This is a genomic window from Pedobacter jaeyakensis (assembly GCF_054461315.1).
Map to the genome: position 1 here is coordinate 3,886,464 of NZ_CM136921.1, position 21,514 is coordinate 3,907,977.

The following is a 21,514-nucleotide window of genomic DNA, read 5'->3' on the forward strand; positions in this document are numbered from 1 at the left end:
CTATTTAAACCTGATCGCTTTCAGCGGACTAATCTTACTCACGAGTAATGATGGCAAAATAAGCACGATCAGGCATACAAAGGCGGTACAAACATTCAATAGTAATACGTCTATAAAATGAATTTCTATAGGCACGTAAGCCAGATAATAGGATGTCTGGTCTAACTTAAAGATATGGGTATAAGCTTGTAAAATACCCAATCCCAAACCTAATATATTACCGAGCAGCAAGCCAAGTCCAACCAGGTAAAGTGCATTATACAGAAATATTTTCATCACGCTAAAATCCGTCATGCCGAATGCCTTGAGCATGCCAATCATATTTGTACGCTCCAGTATCATGATCAACAGTGCCGTTATCATATTGATCACCCCCACTACCATCATCAGTATGAGCAGTACCCTAGTATTTACATCTAATAAAGACAACCAGGTAAATATAGCTGGAAAATATTCCTGGACAGATTCCGATTTAAGTTTTATTTCCAGTCCTTCATAAATACCCCTTGAAGTCTCTTTCAGCTTGTTAAAATCCTTAACCCGTACTTCTAATCCACCAATTTCATTAGGTTTCCAGTTGTTTAGGCGCCTGATCAGGTTAAGATCTCCGATCACAAAACCCTTATCTATTTCTTCAACACCAATATTATAAATACCTACAATTTTAAAAGGCCGCTTACGCGGTGGGTTTTGCACAAAGTGCATGATAAAATCATCGCCAACCTTCAATTTTAGTCGGTTAGCAGTAAATTGGGAAATCATGATTTCCTTCATTGCCTTGACACTATCGGTAAAGTTGAGTACTCTACCACTAACCAGGTGCTTATTGATGTAATCCCAATGAAAGGTGTGGTCTACTCCTTTAAAATTAACACCCTCTACTTCATCATTAGCAGATATAATAGCCGGCTTAGTGGCATAGGGGTGAAAATAAACTACCTCAGGATTTGCCTTTAAACTCTTTATCGTTGCTGCAGCAGGCACAAAAGGCGACAACTCAAAGGAGTTGTTCAGGTCGTATTTAAAGACCCTGACATCACCTATATAACCCCTAACCTTATCCTGAATCTCTGTCTTGAAGCCTTTAATGATAGCTATAGACAACATCATTACTGCAAGGCTAAGCATTACCCCGGCTATCGCGATTCGAACAATCAGTTTAGAGAATGTTCTTTCCGATTTAATGGCGATGCGCCCTGCAATAAAATATTCTGTATTCAATATTTGCTATCTATAGGTATGCCCGCAAAAATGCAAATAATTAATAACTATTGTTTAAGCGTAAGCAGATATTCTGCAATATTTGCCAGGTCCTTTTCACTTAATTGAAGTGCTGAGGGCTCCGGCATAATTGACGTAGAGAACTGCTTTCTGGTCGCAATATCAGCTGCTTTCACGTTGTATTTCTCACCGGTCATACCTTTCAAAACAACGGTTTCACCGTCACCCTGTAAAAAGCCAGATACTGTAGTACCGTCCTTTTTGGTAATTAACCAGGATTCATATCCAAAAGCCATCCCGGCGCTTGGATTAACAATAGCATCCAGCAATCCATTCTTTTCAAACTTCTTGTTAATCAAAGTCAGTTCCGGACCAATACTGGCACCTTCGTTCCCAACTTTATGACAAGTCATACATTTATCTTTAAAGAGCAATCGGCCAAGCTTTGCATCTCCCTGTAATTTTGCAATCTTCGGAATAGAAAGGGCTGACGTAACACCAGGTTTTTTAAAGTAATCACTCGCCAGCACACGTACAGTTTGATCAGGATTACTAAAAATAACTTTACTCACCTCATCAATCAGCGGTTTAGATAGCTTCTTGTCTACTGCAAGGCCGATCAGCATTTCACCACCAACTTTGTCTTTAGCCATTGCTTTAATAGCCTCTATTTTATTAGCTGTTGAAGTGGTGCCATTTTCTATTTTCAGTTTTTGCACCAGCATCTTTTTCTGAGCCTCGGCATCTTTATCCGGACCGGTTGATGGCAGCTCCATTTTAAAGTTGCTCCAATCATTACCTTGACGGTAGCGCAGCCACCACAATGCTTGCTCCTTCACCTTTGCATCCTTATTGCTCATCAGATCCTGCATCGCATCAACAGCTTGCTGGTCCTTGATAAAACCTAGTGTAACAATCGCTTGTTTTTGCTGATCTGCCGAAAGCTGATCAGACCCTGCCCTCTGTTTCAAAGCCGTAACTGCAGCTTTGGGATGCAAGCGCCAAACCAGATCAGCAAAAGGCTGAGTCCATTTTAATGGCTCGCCACCAAGCTTTGCCTGCAGTAAAGGGTACAATTCTTCTTCCTTACCTTCTGCAGCCAGTCCGAGTGCTTCCAGATAATATCTGTCGTTACCTTCATATGCAGTCGCAAGAGGCATAAACAATTCATTAACTGCATTAAAAGGCAGGTTACGCATGGCAACAGCGACTTCTCTGCGTACTGCAGCCGATGGGTCTTTGCTCAACTGCATGGCATATGTACCTATTCCAGGCTTCACTTCACGCAAGGCACGGAATGCTGCGATTCTCAAATTTGGATCATTATCTTTCAAGGATGCTTCCACTGCAGAGATTCCAGGAGTGCCCATATTGGAAAGCAACCAGATGGCTCTGGCCCTGTAATACGGATTTGTAGAATCAAGGATCTTCTTTACATCTTTAACAGCCTTCGCGCCCTGTGCAGCAAGCAAAACAAAACCGGCATTACGCACATTAACGGCCGGGCTTAGTAAAGCATCAATTTGACCTTTAGTATTTTTAAGATTTATCTTAGGATTTACCAGCTTTTTCCCTTTTGGCGCAATGCGGTAGATGCGGCCAGCACCTGTAGTATCCGTCATTCTGTGTCCACCAACCATACTGTCATACCAGTCGGCCACATAAATTGCACCGTCGGTACCAATAGCCACATCACTCGGCCTAAACCATTTGGTTTTCTCATCTTGACCTACTGAACTCTGTGCTACCGCTACTTCGTCATCAGATAGAGAGGTAATTAGATTCTGACGCTTTAAGTCGTAACCCGCACCCAACACTGCTGGTTTATAGGCAAAAACCACATTTCTACCAGCATCACAAGCCAATAGCATGCCCCTATATTTCTCACCAAGTGCATCACTTTCATTAAATGCTACTCCTGTTGGTGAACCAGCACCTGTATTGTCTCCGTATGGAAGTACTCCAGGATCTTCCTGGTGCCAGTGGGCAGCGGCAGTTTGCTGACCAGGCCTGCGATCTGCTTCCCAGCGGCGGGTCCCGTCTGCACTTGCATAACCCATGTTTGCACCCTCCATTAACCAGGAAACACGCACCCCTCTGTTGCCATCGTCATCATTGTCATTTTGCCACATATTCCCGTAAGAATCCACGGTAAACTCATAGGAGTTACGGAAATTATGTCCAAGTACCTTCAATCCAGTTCCATCAGGATTAACGCGCATGGCGATTCCACCTACCCATATCTTACCGTCATCACTCACCAAACCGCCTTTGTTGCTATTGTTATATGGAGACCCTCCATTATAGTTACTACCTGATCTTAAATTCCAGCCAGCTTTATCAGTAACCATATGCGGACCAGCGTTACCAGCATTGAAATAATACTTGCCATCTGGCCCAGAGATCATGGCGTGTAAACTATGATCATGGTCTTTACCACCGAAACCCGTTAAGAAAACTTCTTTTTTATCTGGCTTATCATCGCCGTTTTCATCAGTATACACGATGATAGAGGGAGCGCAAGAAACAATGGTCTTGTTACCAATAACGGCAATTCCAAGTGGAGCAACAAGGTCTTTATCCTGCACAAATACTTTGGAAGTTTCAGCAACGCCATCCCCATCTTTGTCTTCAAGAATAACGACACGGTCACCCTCTACCCTATCCTTAAACTGAGGAGCTTTATTGTTGTATTTGCGATAGTTGACAGCTTCGGTAACCCAAATACGCCCTTTTATATCAACATCAATATTTGTTGGGTTATAAAATTTAGGAGACTCTGCCCATAATGTTGCTTCCAGATCATCTGGCAAAAAGAGCTTTGTTGCATCTGATTTGTATTTGTCTTCAAGTGTAAGTGTATCGTTTTTGATCAGGGTATATCCTGATACCACCGTTAAAACAGCAGCAATGGCGATAAGTTTGGTCTTCATGGTTATCATTTGGTTACGAGCCAACAATATAATAAACTTCTGTGGAAAATTTTATCTTTGTTTACCATGAAATCATACCTCCTGCATTTTGTCGTTTCCACCTTTCTGATCATTTCTTTTCAGGCTTGTGGTTCAACTCCAAAGATTATCATAAACAGTGCCGTTCCAAATCCATACAAAGTAGATCCGGAAGCAATAGATCCGCCAAAGGCGAAACTGATCACGGGAGCAGAACAGACCGGACTGTATGTGCCTTATTTAAAAGGTAAAAGGATTGGCATGGTGGTTAACCCTACCTCTATTATAGGAACTCAAACGTCAGTAGACAGCCTGCTGAAACTGGGTGTCCAAATTGTCAAGATCTTCGGACCCGAACATGGCTTCAGGGGCAATGCCAGCGCAGGTGTAAGTGTGGATGATGATGTGGATACCAAAACCGGGATCAAAGCGATATCTTTATATGGTAAGCACGCTATACCAACAAAAGAAGATCTGGCAGATGTAGACATCATGATATTTGACATCCAGGATGTAGGTGTTCGGTTCTATACTTATATCAATACGCTACAACATGTGATGGAAGCCTGCGCTGCGAATAATAAGGAGCTCATGATTCTGGATCGGCCTAATCCAAATGGCTTTTATATAGACGGCCCCATTTTAAATCCACAATTCAAGTCGGGCATTGGTCTAAAACCAATTCCCATTGTACACGGATTAACGGTTGCAGAGTATGCACAAATGCTAAATGGAGAGAACTGGCTGGACAATAAGCTGACTTGTAAATTAAAAATTATTAAAGTAGCGAACTATACGCACGATACCCCCTACGAATTACCGGTAAAGCCATCACCAAACCTGAATACGGCGCAGTCGATTCTCTTATATCCTTCAACCTGTCTGTTCGAAGGAACCTATCTAAACCATGGAAGAGGAACTATGTTTCCTTTTACCATTGTCGGCTCTCCATTTCTAAAAGGAAAATACAGTTTCTCCTACACCCCAAAAAGTATTAAAGGAATGGCAGAAACTCCCTTATTTATGAACCAGGAGTGCTTTGGTTTAGACCTCAGAAGTTACGATACTGAAAAAATTAGAAAAGAGAAAAAACTAAACCTAAGCTGGCTGATTGAATTGTACAATGCTTCGCCCAATAAAGCCGACTTCTTTAACACAAAGTTAAGTAACCAAATGGGTACAATTGAAAGGCTAATTGGAGTTGCGGATTTTAGGTTGCAGGTTATTGCCGGCAAATCAGAAAAAGAAATAAGGGCCAGCTGGGAACCTGGGTTATCTCAATACAAAACAATGCGCAAGAAATATCTGTTGTATCCGTAAAAGAAAGAATAAGGCGTCAATAGCCTATCGCTATCATCTGCCCGTCATTGTAAAGCAGTGGTCATTGTAATGATGATAATATTCGAACCTTTATTAATTAAATACAGATACATAACTCAGCAAAAATGAACAGCGCGCCAAAAAAGAAAAACGAAAAACCAAGCAGCAATTTCCGTGAAGAAACGCCAAAAGGAGGAGTTCCAGAGGGAGATAAGGCCGTAAAACAACCAGAAGATAAAGACTACAATAAAGAGGAAGCAGGATTTAAAGATCCGGCAAAAAGGCGTGAGCAAGACGAACAGCCCGTGCACCCGATTAAAAACGCACCTACCGACTAAGCCGCCTTCTTCGTTTTCAATTTGTTTTTTATGGGCTTTTTCTGCATAGCCTTAAGAAATGCCATAAGCACTTTCTCGTCGTTTTCCATCGCCGTAGCACTTACTGCCGGTTTCGTATTTACTTTCTTCAAATACTTATTTAATTCATCGTTTTCAAAGGCTTCCAACAATAGCGGATAGACGTAAGAGCTTTTGCAAACCGCTCTCGTGTTACCTAATTTGCTGGCCACACAATCCAATACTTCTACAATAACTTTCTTTTTAGGGCGGTCACTAACATCTACACAGCATTTAGCCAATTGCCTCAAAGCTTCCAACGTGCCGCCCCATGTGCGGAAATCCTTAGCCGTAAAGTCACAATCAGTAACTTCTTTAATATAGTTATTGATCCTACCTGAATCAATTGGTTTGTGCTCGTTTCCTTCGGTATAATATTGAAATAAATCTTGTCCGGGAATCTCCATGCATTGCTTAACCAGCTTTGCCAATGTTTTATCGTTCAGGTCTACATTTTGCTTTACGCCTTTTTTACCTATAAAATTGAGCTTTAAATGATTACCCGCAATTTTTACATGTTTGTTTCTCAAAGTGGTTAACCCATAGCTTCCATACATTTGTGCATAAGATTCATTGCCTACCCTGATCAGCGTTTTCATCATCACCTGTAAACATATGGCCAGAACTTTTCTTTCGTCGAACTCTTTACGTCTTAAATCTTTAGCAACTCGTTTACGTGCAACAGGCAATACTTTCCCAAATTCCAGTAACCTGAAATATTTACTCTCTGAGCGTCGAGAGGTCCAGTCGGCATGATACTTATATTGCTTCCTCCCTGCTGCATCCAAACCGGTTACCTGCAAATAAGCACTTTTCCTATTGGCAATCCACACGTTTGTCCATGCGGGAGGTATCACCAACGACTTAATCCGGGCAAGCTGCGCTTCATCGGTGATGCGCTTGCCATCCTTATCTTCATAGTGGAACTTACCAGGTTTACCTTTACGGTATATGCCTGGCTGACTATCGGTTGCGTAAGTCAGTCCGCTTTCTTTAATTTCTTCCAGGGTTTGTACCATAAAAATGCAGAAATATGCGTTAAATTTGATTGCTGTTACACATAAACATAAGATGATGAAAATAGTTTTTATGGGTACCCCCGATTTTGCAGTTGCTTCTTTAAATGCTTTGGTAGAAGCAGGATTTGAAGTGGCCGCCGTTGTTACCGCAGCTGATAAACCTGCCGGTCGCGGACAAAAATTACAAGAAAGTGCGGTAAAGCAGTATGCTGTTGCAAAAGGGATTAAGGTGCTGCAACCTTTAAAACTAAAAGACCCTGAATTCATCGAAAACCTTAAAGCTATTGGTGCGGACTTACAAGTAGTGGTTGCGTTTAGAATGCTACCTGAAATCGTGTGGAACATGCCCCATAAAGGCACTATTAATTTACATGGAAGTTTATTGCCGCAGTACCGCGGTGCAGCTCCTATTAACCATGCCATCATCAATGGAGAAAAAGAAAGCGGGGTAACTACCTTCTTTTTAAAACATGAAATAGACACAGGAGACATCATCCTATCAGATAAAGTTGATATTGCTGATGATGAAACTGCTGGAGAACTGCACGATAAATTGATGGAATTGGGTGCACGACTCATCGTTAAAACAGTTAAGGCAATAGAAGGGGGCAATTACCAGGAACAACCGCAGCCGGAAACTGATGTATTAAAACATGCCCCCAAGATTTTTAAGGAAAATTGCTTTATCGACTGGAACCAGTCCTCCCAAATCGTCCACAACATGATTAGAGGTCTTAGCCCTTATCCAACTGCTTTTACCAAGCTGAACGACAAAACGCTTAAAGTGTTTAAAGCAGAAATGGAAGATAAAGAGCCGGCTATTACTGCCGGTGGCTTTCTCACCGACGGGAAAACATTCCTAAAATTTGCCACTAAAGATGGTTTTATCAAGCTGCTTGATATCCAATACGAAGGCAAGAAGCGTATGACGGTTGAAGAGTTCTTGAGAGGCATTAGGTTGTAATAGATGAACGCGCCTTTTTTTTAAGGAACGTTATCACTAACAGTATATTTGTAGACTTGTCTACCTAATTGTCCATCCGCATTTATCCCTTCAAGAATGACTTTGTAAGTACCTGGACCATCTGGATTGAAAAAATTCAATCTTGTCTTACCTGTAGCAAGAATTTTTAGTCCTGCATCCCAGTAAATGGTTGAACGGAGGTCGGGCAAATCTAGGTTACTGCCCGGACGATCATATCGGGGGGTATAAAATTCTTTAGTTTTATCAAAGCTCTTTGGCGAAAAATTAACGATACTGGGATTGTAAGCTGGGGCATGGTTACCCCCATTCTTTGTGGTTATCAGGATTACTCCATTCTGCGCATCCGGCCCATAGATGTTGGTATAGCCAACCGACCTTAAAACTTCAATAGTAGCAATCTGCTCCGGCATAGGGTCATTAAAGTCAAAAATAGATCCATATATATTGGCATTTCGCTCGGTGGGGGCATATGGTATGCCATCCAATACCACCATCATCGCCCCTGGATAGGGCTTATCATCAATTGGCATATCGCCAGATGGGGCTCTAGTCGTAAAAGGTAAGGTTACGGCAGGTAAATTGGGGGACAATAGAACTGATCTAAAAGTGACACCGGTAATCCTACCACTCAGACAAGAGTGCAGGTGAGGACAGGATTGCAATTCCTCATTCTTAATAATCTGATCATACTTACCCGGGCCATTCTGATTAAAATTTCTTTGTTTAGGAAGATTTTCCTGATATTTCCTGGCCACGATATTGACCTCTTTTAAGCGCCTGGTCCTACTCATACCACCAAGCTTTTCCAGTATTTCATCCTGTTGTTTGCCATTATCGGCATAGGACTTAGTACTTCGGTATAAATCTGTATTCAGTGCACCAATATTTCTATTTTTCGTAGTAGCTAATTTAGGTACAGTATCCAGAATTACCTCAACTTTATTACTCTTTTTCTTAGCACGTGCCTGTATTGAAAACTTTAAGCTATCTGTCAAAAACATGCCATCAAACTTGAACCTTCCATCTGCATCAGCTTTTGTTCCTTTTACCAGGTTGGCCCTAACAGACATGAGTGTTACTGTCGCATTAGCCGCAGGCTTATTGCCAAGTGTAACCACCTTTCCAGAGATGTAGGTCCCAAAGCCTTCTGCTTTAAACGCAGGTGTTAAAATGTTACCCGATTTTAAATCCGACCATAAAAACCTCCTATACCCTTGAGTAAGCATCAAGTTGTCTAAAGATCTGTTTACCTCACCATTATCTGCAGTAAAATAGTAGTTAGGGTTCTCTACATAACCTTTAATATCAGAAGTTAGAAGCAGATTAGAAAAGATAGTACTTGCACGGGAATCATCGAATGGCACTTTACTTTCATCTATGACAGCAAGGGAAAAATTGCCTTCAGTTGGCAAATCGTCCGAATCCATTGCTTCCAGTTGCAGCTCAACCCTTTCTTTACTCTTATAAATCTGCTTAGTTGTATTCAGTTTCAATGTTAGCTGGTCTTTTGTTTTAATAAAAGCAATTCTTTCATTTAAAGGCTCACCCGTAGCAGAAAATAAGGTAAATTGGGCGATCCCAGAAGGAAATGCTTTCTTTTCTAACCAGAAGGATGTGATCGCTTTCTTTATCCTAAGGGGGGTGGAAGCAATTATTTCTCCACCAGAATGCACAAGGCAATTTACGTTAAGGGCTGTCTGATCGTTAAACATTTGCTCCGGCACTTTAATTCTCACCAAAATGCTGTCTGCATTAGGCTGAATTACACTCAATACGTAACCGTTGGTTATTGGGGTTGGTAAGGCGACTGACTTTTGGGATCCATCGGCAAACGTTATTTTTGCCGTATAAACCTTACCTGTCTCTGGTCTAAACAGAAAACTACCCATTCCTGCATAGCCGCTTGTAAAGTCTACAATAGGATCTTGTTCCTGATCAACAACTTCACCCTTAACAAAAAGCCCGTTACCATCTATACCGACAGTCTTAAATGCTAATCTTGAGGTTACTCCATATACCAGGCTTCCACTTTCAGGAAAGAATTGGATGTCGCTTTGCGATAAGTTGGCTTTGATTGGGAATTGCTTTTCAAATTTTGTCCGATCCGCCAATTCACCATTTGTCTTAATAATGGCCCCGCTCCAATCCTTTATTTTATCAGCTGGAATATTAACCATAATATTTCCTTTTCCATCAGTTTCCCTGGTTTTAGTGAACAAGGTATCATTGCCCGCAATTATCTCATAAGTGATCTTTCTGTTAACAAGGGCTGCACCGGTATCATCGGTATAATTCAAGGTGGCATTAAGAAATTGTTTACCATCTGTTTTTATATAGCTGTAATCTGCTTTCGCGATTACACTGTTCTCAAATGGATTGACCACCGTAAATGTATGGTCAAAAAAATAATCTTTTCCTGCATTACGCATCCACTGCGTGTATGCCCTAATACGGTAGTTTCCTTCTTTTAAATCATCTTTTAACGTAAAATTACCCATACTCATGCCAGCATTTAGAGGTAGCTTTAGTAAGCTTACTATAGAGTCTTTTTCATTAATAAGGTCTACATATAGTGCCCCGCTAATTGCCGATAACTGATGGCGGGAACCCGTAGTTACGTACGATTTAAACCAAATGGTATCACCAATTGCATAATAAGGTTTATCCATGTGGAGGTAAACTTTTTCCTGAGGAAATTTTTCCGACCATTGGTCTAATGAATTAGCTAGGCTGTCTAAGGGGTCATTTCCCTTTTGAACAAAAGCCATAAATCCCAAAACTAGAATTGAAAATACTATAATAATTGCCCGCATAGATATCATATTTTCAAGCATTAATTAATTTTCAATTTCTTTGCCCCACTCCCAATACTTCCATTCATATTTCCACCTTCTACATTGACGCTATAGCTACCTGTAATATCCGAGGTATAAAATGACACCTTAGCTCGTCCACTAACATCTGTAACAATGTTAGGTTCCCAAAATAAGGTGGAGCGGAAGTCCGGCGCTCCAGCATCAAAAGTCTTGACAGCATATTTCGGACTGTAGAACTCCTGTGGGTACATTATCGGAAGTGGCCTATAGGTTACTGCACCAGGGTTGTTATTTACATGGTAACCAGTACGAGATGGGGTAGTAATATCTATTACAGCAAAATAATAAGCTCTTATCTGTGCTAACGATTTGTAATTTACTTCTAAACCGCTAAACGTCTCCACTTGATAATAACTTAAAGCATCTACAACTTGATTTACAGAAGTTGTGTCATCAATCATGATCTCAAAATCTAATGGCTTGCCGTCAATCGAGATGTCGCCCTTTTTACCCCGGTATTTACCAAAAGCAAACATCACGGGACCACCAGGAATTTCCCAATTTCTAAATATTTTAAAGCCGGGAATTTTTTGTTTTAACAATTGATACAGATTCATTGTACCGGATTCTCTAATGTCTTGCTTATCAAATACTAGATCTGGCTCCTTACCAGTAAAGGGTCTTCTGGATCCAGGTATAACTTTCTTTCTGGCTATATTCACTTCGTTCAAACGTATTCCATCGCCCTTCATAAAATAATCGTCTGCTTTCTCAGCAGCCCGTTTCACATAATTCACTTGTGTACTATCTGTATTAACATACCATGGCAAGACAGCGCTTCTTATCATTGATGGCACTTCTGGCGCACGAAAACGCTCAACAGTAATGCCACCGAAAGCCCGTTGCTTACCTTTCGCAGTCATCGCCTGGATAAAAAATGAACCACTATCTATCGGTGGTAGATTTTTGAATACATAACGTCCATTTAGATCTGTTACTGAAGTAGTGATAAATGATGGCTTTTTCGAGGAAATTAGAACAGGCATATTCGCCACCGGCTTTTTAAACAGACTGGTGACTACACCACTTATTTGAAACTCTTTCTCTGCCTGGTATCTGAGTTTCGCCTCACTAAAAACATCTTCCCAGGCATAACCAGTCCATCCTTGTGTAAGCATTAAATTGTCTAGTGCCAGCCAGGAATTTTTATCTGATCTATTGAGATAGTAACCAGGTGATTCCACTGCACCTTTTAGATTTGACGACAACAATAAACTTGCCCCAATGGCCTCATTTCCAGTGCTGTCGGCCTTAACCTGACTGTCATCTGTAACCGTGATGGAGAAATTACCTTTTACTGGTAGTCCATTCTTGTCTTTAACGTGTATAACCAGCTCTGCACTGTCTCGCTTTAAATATGCCGGTTTACTTGGATCAACCTGAACAATTAACCGGTCATCGTGATCAATAAACACAGCGCGTTCGTTTATAGGCCTTTTCTCCTGGAACAAAGTGAATCTGGAAACTCCAGTCGGAAACTTTGATTTAGCTATGCTGATCTCCTCCGTATTAGAATCAACTTTTTGCCAGAAGTTCATGACTCCTTTTGAAGTACCAACCAAGTAATAGCTGCTATCGGCTTTCAATGCACCAGAGGTTGCTTTTAAGGTTATTTTTAAGGAAGCATTATCTTCTAAATTATCCACATGTATGATGGTACCTGACGTCTCAACTCTTGGGAATACATAACTGTTATTATCAATGCCAGGCAAATTTAATCTGGCGGTGTATACCTCAGCAGGCTTTGGCGTGAATTCAAACGAACCCATACCATTGTGTATTGCTTCAAATTTAGCGACCTCAACTCCTTTACTATCCAATATACTTCCATTAACAGGAGTACCTTTTCCATTTTCAGCAATTGCTTTAAATCCTACTACCGACCGTAAGCCAGCCACCAGATGTCCACCCTCAGGGAGGAACTGCAAGTCTATTTTTCCTTTTCTGTTGATGGTCAGCGGCACCTGTAAAATCTGGGTCTCTCTATCTTTTTTATCTGTCCTAATCTCTACCCGCAAATTTCTTCCGTCTGTCTTTTCTTTAAGTATTTTACTGAATTCCAAATTACCCTCTTGAGTAGTTCGCATTTTCTCATTGAAGATCCAATGATCGCCCTCATAGATTTTCACTTCGACATCTTTTAAGCCTACAGGAGATTTGTCTGTCTGCTGTAAATTGATATTCACGTCAAGCCTGTCTTTCTCTTCAAAATTGTTGATCTCGGCCTTTGAGTTGACCAGCCAGTTACTTAGCTTAGGGATTCCCAGATAAAACCTTTTGGTAAATACATAATCTTCGCCAAAGTTCTGCATCCAATTGGTATAGGCTCTTAAAGTATACCCCCCTTCATGAAATATTTTTGCTGGCAATGGAATTTGTCCCCAACCCAAACCTTTGTTTACAGGAATGCTAATTCTTCTTACCACTTCAGAACTATCATCATCCAATTCGATATAAAGTAATTTACTTTGTTTAGAGGCCGATAGGTTAGCATCCATCACATAACTCTTAAACCACAGGGTATCACCTATATTGTAATATGGCTTATCGGTATGCAAGTAAACTTTCTCGATAGGTAGTCTATTCTTTAAGCTATCCAACCCAGCAGAAATGGTTTTGGCAAGTCCTTCCGGAGGGCCGAGTTTCGATATACCGATTATCCCATTACTGGCATAGCGATCCCCTTCAACTGCATAGCGGTAAACTTGTCTGCCCAGCTCCCCTTCAGCGTTAATACCTTCTACAATAACTTTATAATTACCAGGCCCATCCCCATTAAAAAAATTGATTGTGGATTTGCCAGTACTATATGTTTTTACACTTGCGTCCCAAAATATCGTCGACCGAAGGTCGGGCAGCTCAATATCGCTGCCCGGACGATCGTACCTAGGGGAGTAAAATTCTTTTGCTTTGTTAAAGCCTTTGGGTTGGATGTTTGCAACATTAGGATTAAAAGGTTTCCGCAGTAGCACACCGTTTTTTCTGATGATCAGAATTGCCGGGCCACTCAAATAACTTATCATAGCCCCATTAGTGCGGACTACCTCTATCCTCAAAATATCTTCAGGCGACAAAGTAAGATCAAGGAGATTTGTTAATTCGTAAGGATCGTCAACTTTCCTGCCGTCAAGTATCAGATTCATCACTGAACCTCTAACATCTTTTATTACCGTAACACCCATAACATTTTCAAACACCACGCCATGAAGTCGCCCTTGCAGACAGGTCAGCAGTGTGGCACATTTCTCCGCATCCTCGAAAACGAAGGTCTGATCTGCAGAAACCGATGGTATTTTAAACATCCCCTGGGGAGCTTCAAGTGCTGCTGCATTTCTCTTCGCAGAAATGTTGACCTCTCTCAAGCGCTGCACCATGCTCAGCTTGCCCATTTTTGCAGCTATTGAATCCTGCTTTTTACCATAGTCTATATAAGTCTTAAGCGTCTGAAAGATATTGGTATTTACCTCGGCGATATTCTTGTTTTTAGAGGCGAAAACCTTGGGTACAGAATCCAAAATCACCTCTACCTTCGTTCCATTTTTCTCCGTTCGGGCCTGTACAGCAAATTTGATGCTGTCGGTAAGTACCAGTCCTTCAAACTTAAACCGCCCGCCAGCATCTGCTGTAGTGTTTTGAAGAATTCCTGCTTTTGTGGCCATTAACATTACCTTAGCATTTGGCACCATCTTACCTCCCAGGGTTTTTACCACGCCGGAAATGTCTACACCCAATCCCTCAACCTTAAACATGGAGTTGGTCATATAGGCCGACTTAGGATCCTGATTGGTCGAAGATGCTGCAGCAACTTCTTTCCATGTAAACCTACGATAGCCTTGCGTAAGCATCAGGTTATCCAATGCCTTATTAACTTCCGCATTATCCTTTGTAAAATAATAATTGGGTTTTTCGACGTAGCCCTTCAAATCCGAAGTCAGTAACAGATTTGAAAAAATGGTACTTTCTTCACTTTCATCAACAGGTACCTTGCTCTCGTCTATGACAGTTACGGAAAAATTACCGGCGGTCAATTTATCAGACCGATCTCTTGCCTCCAGGTTCAGTTCAACACGTTCTTTGCTCTTGTAAACTTTCCTGGCTGTAGACAACCGTAATTGCATTTGATCTTTACTTTTAATAAAAGCAATCCGCTCATTTAAAGGTTCCCCTGAATCTGAGAACAATGTAAACTGTGCAATACCAGATGGAAATGCGCTTTTCTCCAGCCAAAATGAGGTTGTAGCTCTTGTTATTGTAATCGGAGAAGCCATTATCGTTTCACCACCAATCTGCGCAATAAAACCTAAGTTAACAGGCGTACTTTTAAGTGATTCTGCTTTGCTTGGCGAAACACTTACTCTGACTAAAACGCTGTCTGCATTTGGTTGAAAAACACTCAATACATAGCCGTCGTTCAACGCCACAGGCAAAGGGATTGTTTTATTCGTGCCATCAGGAAGTGAAATTTGTGCAATGTAGGTTTTACCCGCCTGTGGCATCATGGAGAAACTTCCCATTCCTGCATTAAGCGTAGCAATTTCCGTTATCTCGTTGTTTTCACTATCCAATATTTTCCCTTTTACCGACAACCCCTTACCATCTATTCCGGTAATTTTAAACCCTACTTTAGATGCTACACCATTTACCAGGTTTCCACTTTCCGGAAAGAATTGAATGTCTGTTTGCGAAAGACCCGCTTTGATTGGAAAGTCCTTAATTATTTTATTACCTTTTACGTTAAATGTTGTACGGATATATCCACCTCGAAGGTCCAACTGCTTTTCATTGGGAATACCTATACTGATGCTGCCTTGATCATCTGTTTTTATGGATTTGGTGTAAATCCTGGTTCGGCCCAGCATGATCTCATATTCTACATTTTGACCAGTTATGGGTTTACCCTCGTCATCCGTATAATTAAGCGTTGCCGTGAGTGTAGTCTTATTATCAATGATTTTGTATTGATAGTTTGAAATGGCGGTTACCTCCTGACTAACTGGCGTACCTACCGTAAAGGTGTGATCATAGAAATATTCTGCACCAGCATTTCTCATCCACTGCGTATAAGCCCTAAGCCGGTAGCTCCCCTCTACAATCTGATCTTCCAGAGTAATATCTCCCATGCTCATCCCCGCGGCAAGTGGTAGTTTTAAAGATTTGATGATGGAGTCCTTTTCATTGATCAGCTCCACGTAAAGTGCGCCGCTCATGGCAGATAGCTGGTGCCGGCTGCCGGTAGTTACATAAGCTTTAAACCAAATGGTATCTCCAACTGCGTAATATGGCTTATCGGTATGCAGGTATACTTTTTCAATTGGATTGGTTTCTGTCCATTTCTGAAGGGAAGTCACCAGCTTGTCCAAAGGACCGTTGTCCTTTGGAACGAAAGCTAGAAACCCCAAAACTGAAATAAACAGGATGGTAAGAAGAGAGCGCTTCGATTTCATCAGTGTATATATTTGGTTAACATTTCATTTCTTTAATGCAGAAAACTTTAATTTTCCGCATTCATAAACAAAGGCAACTCAGAAATATAAACTGGGGACAAACAAATAAAATATTTTTAATTATCTATCTACTAACTAAGGCACATAATCCATTGGCATCATGTCTGCAACCATCTCGTAAGCCCATAAACCCTCATATAGCAATGATTCGGGATCATTGACGGCACCATTTTCATAAAAACCCGGCGATGACCTTAACTGATAAACTAATGATATCTGGTAGTTGACAAAATCATCTGGCCGCTTAATTTTAAAGCCTGAGTATTTGGTATAGTCTTTTGGCTCTTTCTCTCCCCTAAAAACGATGTAGAGTGCATCTTTAAAATCGAGCGTTTTCATTGACGGCACCTTTTGTTGAACTATCGAAAACCTTGGAACTTCTTCCCTGATCAAAACTTCCACCGTATCCGTCATCAGTTTCATTTTCAGCCAATTATTAAGTAGATCTTTGCGTTTCCTATCGTCACTCCGTTTACGTAGTTTCTCGGACAGCAACTTGATTTTCTCATCGATCACATAATCAGGCATTTTTTCTTTATTAGGCATTTTAATCATTTTATTAATGATAAAGCCTTGTTCCTGGTAGGTATTATTGTAAAGCGACTTAAAAAAATGTTGTGGTGAACCCAGGTAAGCCATTTCCCTTTTTTCTGCAAAACGCTTCCTTTTGCTTTCGTCCGGATCTGATTCTTCAAAATAGGGATAACCAGAAAAGTGCACTACACGAGTCTCATAGTCCATCTCGAAATATTTTAAAAAGTATTTCAACCTATAGCCCAGAGCTCTGTTGTCGATAATTAGAAATTCATCAGCTGAGGCCCTAAGTATCCTGTTTTGCCGGTCGTAATCAAAACGAATCACTTCCGGATTAATCACCTCGCATTTCTTCGCATTAGGCGATGTACCAATAAAATTCTCCAAAAAAGATTTCAGGTATTCTGGTCGATAAGGATCTGGTTTGATCACTACCTCAGTGAGTTGATTGACATTTTCGTCCAAAAAAATATCAAGTTCCTGAGATTTATTAGAAATGACCACATTCTTTGTCGTCGGCAAAAAACCAACCATCTGTATCAGGATGTTATAACTACCCGGACTCAGATCTTTTAGTTCAAATTTACCATCGTCACCGGCAGCTGTACCTATCTTATAACCTCCCAAAAGTATTGCAGCACCAGGCAATACTTCCCAGGTTCTGTTCCTTACTATCCCCTTTATGGTAAAAGTGATTCCTTTTAACTTGATAACTTCCTCTTTGGCTGTAATCACTACCATTTTATCCTGTATGGTATAATTTAAAGGGAGATTGAGCAGCACAGAATCCATTGCTTCATTAAGAGTAGCATTGCTAAGATTTACCTGAATAGGCTTGGTATTTTTAAGCAAATCATCATTATACAGGAAGCCGTAGTTCACCTGTTTCCTGATTTCTTTAAAAACATTTTGAAGGCTGATATTATCCTGTTTCAAATTGATGCGTTGGGCATGGGCTTGTTGCCGGGAAAAGACTAAGCAAGTTAACAAGATAAAGAGCGTAAGAAAGCTTCTCAACCTCATTTAACGGACAACAACCACTTTTCTGCCTGTTAATTGAAATTTTACTTTTCCAGCTGTTTCCAGCGACAATAGTACAGCCGATAAGTTGTTGTTTCTTGGTATAGCACCTGTGAGTCTTAATCCGTCGTGACCAACCTCATCGACGATCTCAACATTATACCAGCGAGATACCTGTCTGAGGACACTGCTAAAATCTTCCGCATTAAAAATAAAGTCTCCATTTTTCCAGGCTACGCTTTCATTGACATCCGCATTCGCCACTTTTTGATGTGATGCATTAATTTCAGCTTGTTGACCTGGCTTTAGCACTACGTCTTGTTTCGGACCATGGATAAGCACTGAACCTTCCAGTAAGGTGGTTTTGGTAGCTTTTTCATCTGCATAACTGTTTACATTAAAATGCGTACCCAGTACTTTAATCTCCTGCTGCGCTGTTTTAACAATGAACGGATGTAGTTTATCTTTCGCAACCTCGAAATACGCTTCTCCCGTTAGCGTAATGATGCGATTCTTCAAATCGGCAAAAGTTGCCGGGAATTTTACCGAGGAAGCCGCATTTAGCCATACCTTTGTTCCATCAGGCAAAACTACCTGGTATTGCTGTCCTTTAGCCGTCAACACGGTATTAAACTCTGGTTGCTTTCCTTTGTATTCTTTGGTTTGATAAACCAGTGTATTATCAGTTGTCTTAAAAATATTTACGCCCTGTTGCTCAGCAATTTTTCCGTTTGCAGCATTTGAAAGAACCACATCACTTCCGTCTGCAAGAATTAAAGTTGCAGTATTAATCCCGGGCACTATTTCGGTATTCTTGTTGCTCGTTTTATTCGAAACCAAATGATCTTGCCTTACTTCCGCCTTCCTATTGAAATAAAATAAAATCGCAAGCCCAATTATCACAATTGCTGCAGCAGAAGCTGCCATTGAAGGGTTCCAAAGACGAGTTACCTTTTCCGGCCTGACAGTTGGTCCATTCATTAACGACTCAAAAATCAGGTCGCTTTCCTCCTGCAGCTCCTTTTCGGATAAAGCAGGTATATCATCTCTCCTGAAATAATGCAGCCAATATTTTGCCGCTTTTTCGTTTTTGAAGTCTCTATTTTCCATCAATTAATAACAACGGGTTTACACCTTACCACTAAAGGCAACTTAAAAATAAAAAATGGGGACAAGCGCATAAAATATAATTCATTTATATTACAACTGGCTAATCATTAACAAGTATACCATTAAGCCCAACTTTAAGCGCAAATGCTTCTTTGCACGTTTCATTTGGGTAATTACGGTAGATTCTGCAACGCCAAGATGTTCAGCAGTTTCTTTTGTACTCATGTACGCTTTTCTTCTCAATTCAAACACCTCGCGCATACCCTTTGGCATTGCCGCAATCTCCCGCTCTATAACTGCGTTAATGTCCTTTTCCCTTATCAGAAAATCGGTTCCTGTCTCCTCAATATCCAAATAACCATTACCTTCTGTTGCGTACTTTCGTAACACTTCTTTATGTTTATACAGGTTATAAATTTTGTTTAAAACAGACTTGTACAGATAGCCAGACAAAGTAGTGGTTAAATTTAGGTTTTCGCGATTGTTAAGCAACCATGCGAAAACATCCTGCACCATATCTCTTGATTCCTCTTTATTACCTAACTTATGATAGGCATATAAATAAAGTAACTTATCGTACCTCATGTAAATTTCCTTAAAAGCAGCGTCATTACCCGACGCGAATAGCCGGATTAATTCCTGGTCACTGTAGTTGCTGAAATCCAACATGAGGAGTTAATTGGTTAGAAACACTAATATAGAAAAAATTATTTAGCGCTAACCGGCAATTGATTATTTAGAAAAATCTAACTGAATCGTGTTCTTCGCAGGACTAACCCTAAAAACAGTTTTATCGTTAGGTTTACTGAACGTGCCACTCAATGCGTTTACCCCATACTTCATTCCCTCAAACTCGCATTGAATATTATTGGCGTTTACAGCTATAAAAGGTAAAGCACTATTGCCGGCAGTTGTTAAATCCAGAAACCAGTTAACAGCTTTACCGCCCACAAGACTAACCTTCATTTGACGCTCATTCAGATCCATCACGAGCGAACCGTTGTTCCCCTCTAACGGCCATGAAATGTGCAATTTTCCACTAGAAGGGCTTGTTATATCCGGATTTCCCCCTTTAAGCAACACTTCTTTCCCATCTACCAAAGCTTTTAATCGCAATCCGGCCAAGTTACCTGGCTTACTCCAAATATAACCATCCACAAAAGGTAGGGTAAAGAAAGAACATTCGTTAGAAGTCGCCTTATTGTCGGCATAAACCGATGGGAAATTTTCGTTAAACAAATGAATATCTCTGAAGGTTAATCCGCCATCTTCCCACAAAACATTTACGCGGTAAAATCGACTGTTGAACCATACTGTTTTACGGTTACTACCTTCGATGTCCTTATTAACCGTAACCGAAGTGGCCGGCGTTACTTTATAATGATCTTTAAACCATTGTCCGGAGGCCGCAAGCGTTTCCACCTTAACCTTTTTCTCATCCCGCAGCTTAGCAATTAGCGGCATTTGGATCTGGAATCCTTTAGACATGGCGTCCCATGTAAAGGAATTTTCCTGACCGGCCTGCGTATAGGCAAATTCCATCGCTTCGCCTTCCACAAATTCTTTAAAGAACCAATTCACCCAAGCCGCATCTCCCCCAGCTTCCGGATATACGGGCTCCAATGTGATAACACCTTGCCTGCTAGAGCTCACACCTGTATCATATTGTCTTACAGGATCACTGCCCAACATCCTGAATATCGGTACAGGCAACTGTTTAGCAGCATTTTGCGCCGGCATGTAAGAGTTGATCCTGCTTGGATAATAGGCTTGGTTCCAGTAACCGCCCCATAACGTATAACCATCTGTGCCATACTGGTCTTTGCAATTTGCCGAGGCTACAATGTGGTATTTATCGTATAAATAATTTAAAGTATGAGAATCAATAAACCAGGAAGCCACAGATTTTGGATAGTATCCATAAATACTTTTGAAATCTTCCATGTATACATCTGCCAGTTTCTCCCGCTCTGCAGGCGTATAACCGGTAGAAAATCCAATATCTGCATGCCAGTCCCATGGATATCTTCCCCTCCACTTCAAACCAGCTTTCTCGACTAGAGGCTGAGGAATTTCCCACCAGGCACCGATCTCGAAATCTTCTTTCGGTAGCGACTTTAATAATTTTTGATACCGACTATCCATTAATGCATCATACTGCAATAAAAAAGAACCTCCCAACTTATATTTTTTCATGATTTCAACCTGCTTTACTACAGTTTGAAATAGCACGTCTTGCGTAATTTTGGGATCTCTGGGCTCTAATAGCCTGATGAAATTAACAATATTGATGATCTTAGGCTTAGGCTTTTCTGCTGCCTTCAAAGCTGGAGATATGGTTGTAGCCGCAAATAAATAGGCGATTATAAGGGAACTTATTTTCATAAGGTGCAATGATTTGGTTATATATTGGTTAGCGTAGCTGGCAAATTTAAGGGATTAAATTTACTAACCATCCTGCACCATGATGCCATCATTTCTCTAAGTAGTTGTATTTACTTTATTGCCTTCTTTATTTACAAAATGCATCCAGCGAAGGGCGATTTTGGTGCAGAATACATGGTGTAGGATTAGGCGTC

Annotated in this window: 12 protein-coding genes; 3 read left to right on the top strand and 9 right to left on the bottom strand. The window is 40.8% G+C overall.

Annotated features, from left to right (window positions below; all coding sequences use genetic code 11):
• The gene (locus ACXZ1K_RS17300) at window positions 1-1,221 is read right to left on the bottom strand and encodes an ABC transporter permease (protein ID WP_458970936.1); all 1,221 of its coding nucleotides are present in this window, start codon (window positions 1,219-1,221) and stop codon (window positions 1-3) included.
• Window positions 1,222-1,268: 47 nt separating this feature from the next.
• Window positions 1,269-4,154 carry a PVC-type heme-binding CxxCH protein gene (locus ACXZ1K_RS17305; RefSeq protein ID WP_458970937.1) on the bottom strand — a complete coding sequence of 962 codons (2,886 nt, stop codon included), beginning with the start codon at window positions 4,152-4,154 and terminating at the stop codon, window positions 1,269-1,271.
• 66 nt (window positions 4,155-4,220) lie between these two features.
• On the opposite strand from ACXZ1K_RS17305, the gene ACXZ1K_RS17310 reads away from it, so the two are divergent.
• Both ACXZ1K_RS17310 and ACXZ1K_RS17315 read left to right on the top strand, forming a co-directional pair.
• On the top strand, window positions 4,221-5,492 hold the full coding sequence (locus ACXZ1K_RS17310; protein ID WP_458970938.1) for an exo-beta-N-acetylmuramidase NamZ family protein: 1,272 nt from the start codon (window positions 4,221-4,223) through the stop codon (window positions 5,490-5,492).
• A gap of 125 nt (window positions 5,493-5,617) precedes the next feature.
• A complete protein-coding gene (locus tag ACXZ1K_RS17315) occupies window positions 5,618-5,830 on the top strand; it encodes a hypothetical protein (RefSeq protein ID WP_458970939.1) in 213 nt (70 codons plus the stop codon).
• Here the strand turns inward: ACXZ1K_RS17315 and ACXZ1K_RS17320 are convergent.
• The gene (locus ACXZ1K_RS17320) at window positions 5,827-6,906 is read right to left on the bottom strand and encodes a DNA topoisomerase IB (RefSeq protein WP_458970940.1); all 1,080 of its coding nucleotides are present in this window, start codon (window positions 6,904-6,906) and stop codon (window positions 5,827-5,829) included. The two genes, ACXZ1K_RS17315 and ACXZ1K_RS17320, sit on opposite strands and share 4 nt — an antisense overlap.
• Before the next feature lie 55 nt (window positions 6,907-6,961).
• Between ACXZ1K_RS17320 and fmt the strand changes: the two genes are divergently transcribed.
• Window positions 6,962-7,870 (top strand): methionyl-tRNA formyltransferase, encoded by a 909-nt coding sequence (gene fmt / locus ACXZ1K_RS17325; RefSeq protein ID WP_458973261.1) that lies wholly within the window; start codon window positions 6,962-6,964, stop codon window positions 7,868-7,870.
• A 20-nt stretch (window positions 7,871-7,890) separates the two neighbouring features.
• On the opposite strand, the gene ACXZ1K_RS17330 is transcribed toward fmt, so the two are convergent.
• From ACXZ1K_RS17330 to ACXZ1K_RS17355, 6 genes are all read right to left on the bottom strand, one after another.
• Complete coding sequence (locus ACXZ1K_RS17330; protein WP_458970941.1) at window positions 7,891-10,659, bottom strand: TonB-dependent receptor; 2,769 nt, start codon at window positions 10,657-10,659, stop codon at window positions 7,891-7,893.
• 65 nt (window positions 10,660-10,724) lie between these two features.
• On the bottom strand, window positions 10,725-16,211 hold the full coding sequence (locus tag ACXZ1K_RS17335) for a hypothetical protein (protein ID WP_458970942.1): 5,487 nt from the start codon (window positions 16,209-16,211) through the stop codon (window positions 10,725-10,727).
• Window positions 16,212-16,346: 135 nt separating this feature from the next.
• Entirely contained in the window at window positions 16,347-17,741 is a 1,395-nt protein-coding gene (locus ACXZ1K_RS17340) for a carboxypeptidase-like regulatory domain-containing protein (protein ID WP_458970943.1), read from the bottom strand.
• 87 nt (window positions 17,742-17,828) lie between these two features.
• Window positions 17,829-18,935 carry a FecR family protein gene (locus ACXZ1K_RS17345; RefSeq protein ID WP_458970944.1) on the bottom strand — a complete coding sequence of 369 codons (1,107 nt, stop codon included), beginning with the start codon at window positions 18,933-18,935 and terminating at the stop codon, window positions 17,829-17,831.
• 90 nt (window positions 18,936-19,025) lie between these two features.
• Entirely contained in the window at window positions 19,026-19,604 is a 579-nt protein-coding gene (locus ACXZ1K_RS17350; protein ID WP_458970945.1) for an RNA polymerase sigma factor, read from the bottom strand.
• 63 nt (window positions 19,605-19,667) lie between these two features.
• Window positions 19,668-21,320, bottom strand: a complete 1,653-nt coding sequence (locus ACXZ1K_RS17355) for a hypothetical protein (RefSeq protein ID WP_458970946.1) — start codon at window positions 21,318-21,320, stop codon at window positions 19,668-19,670.
• Between the last annotated feature and the right edge of the window lie 194 nt (window positions 21,321-21,514).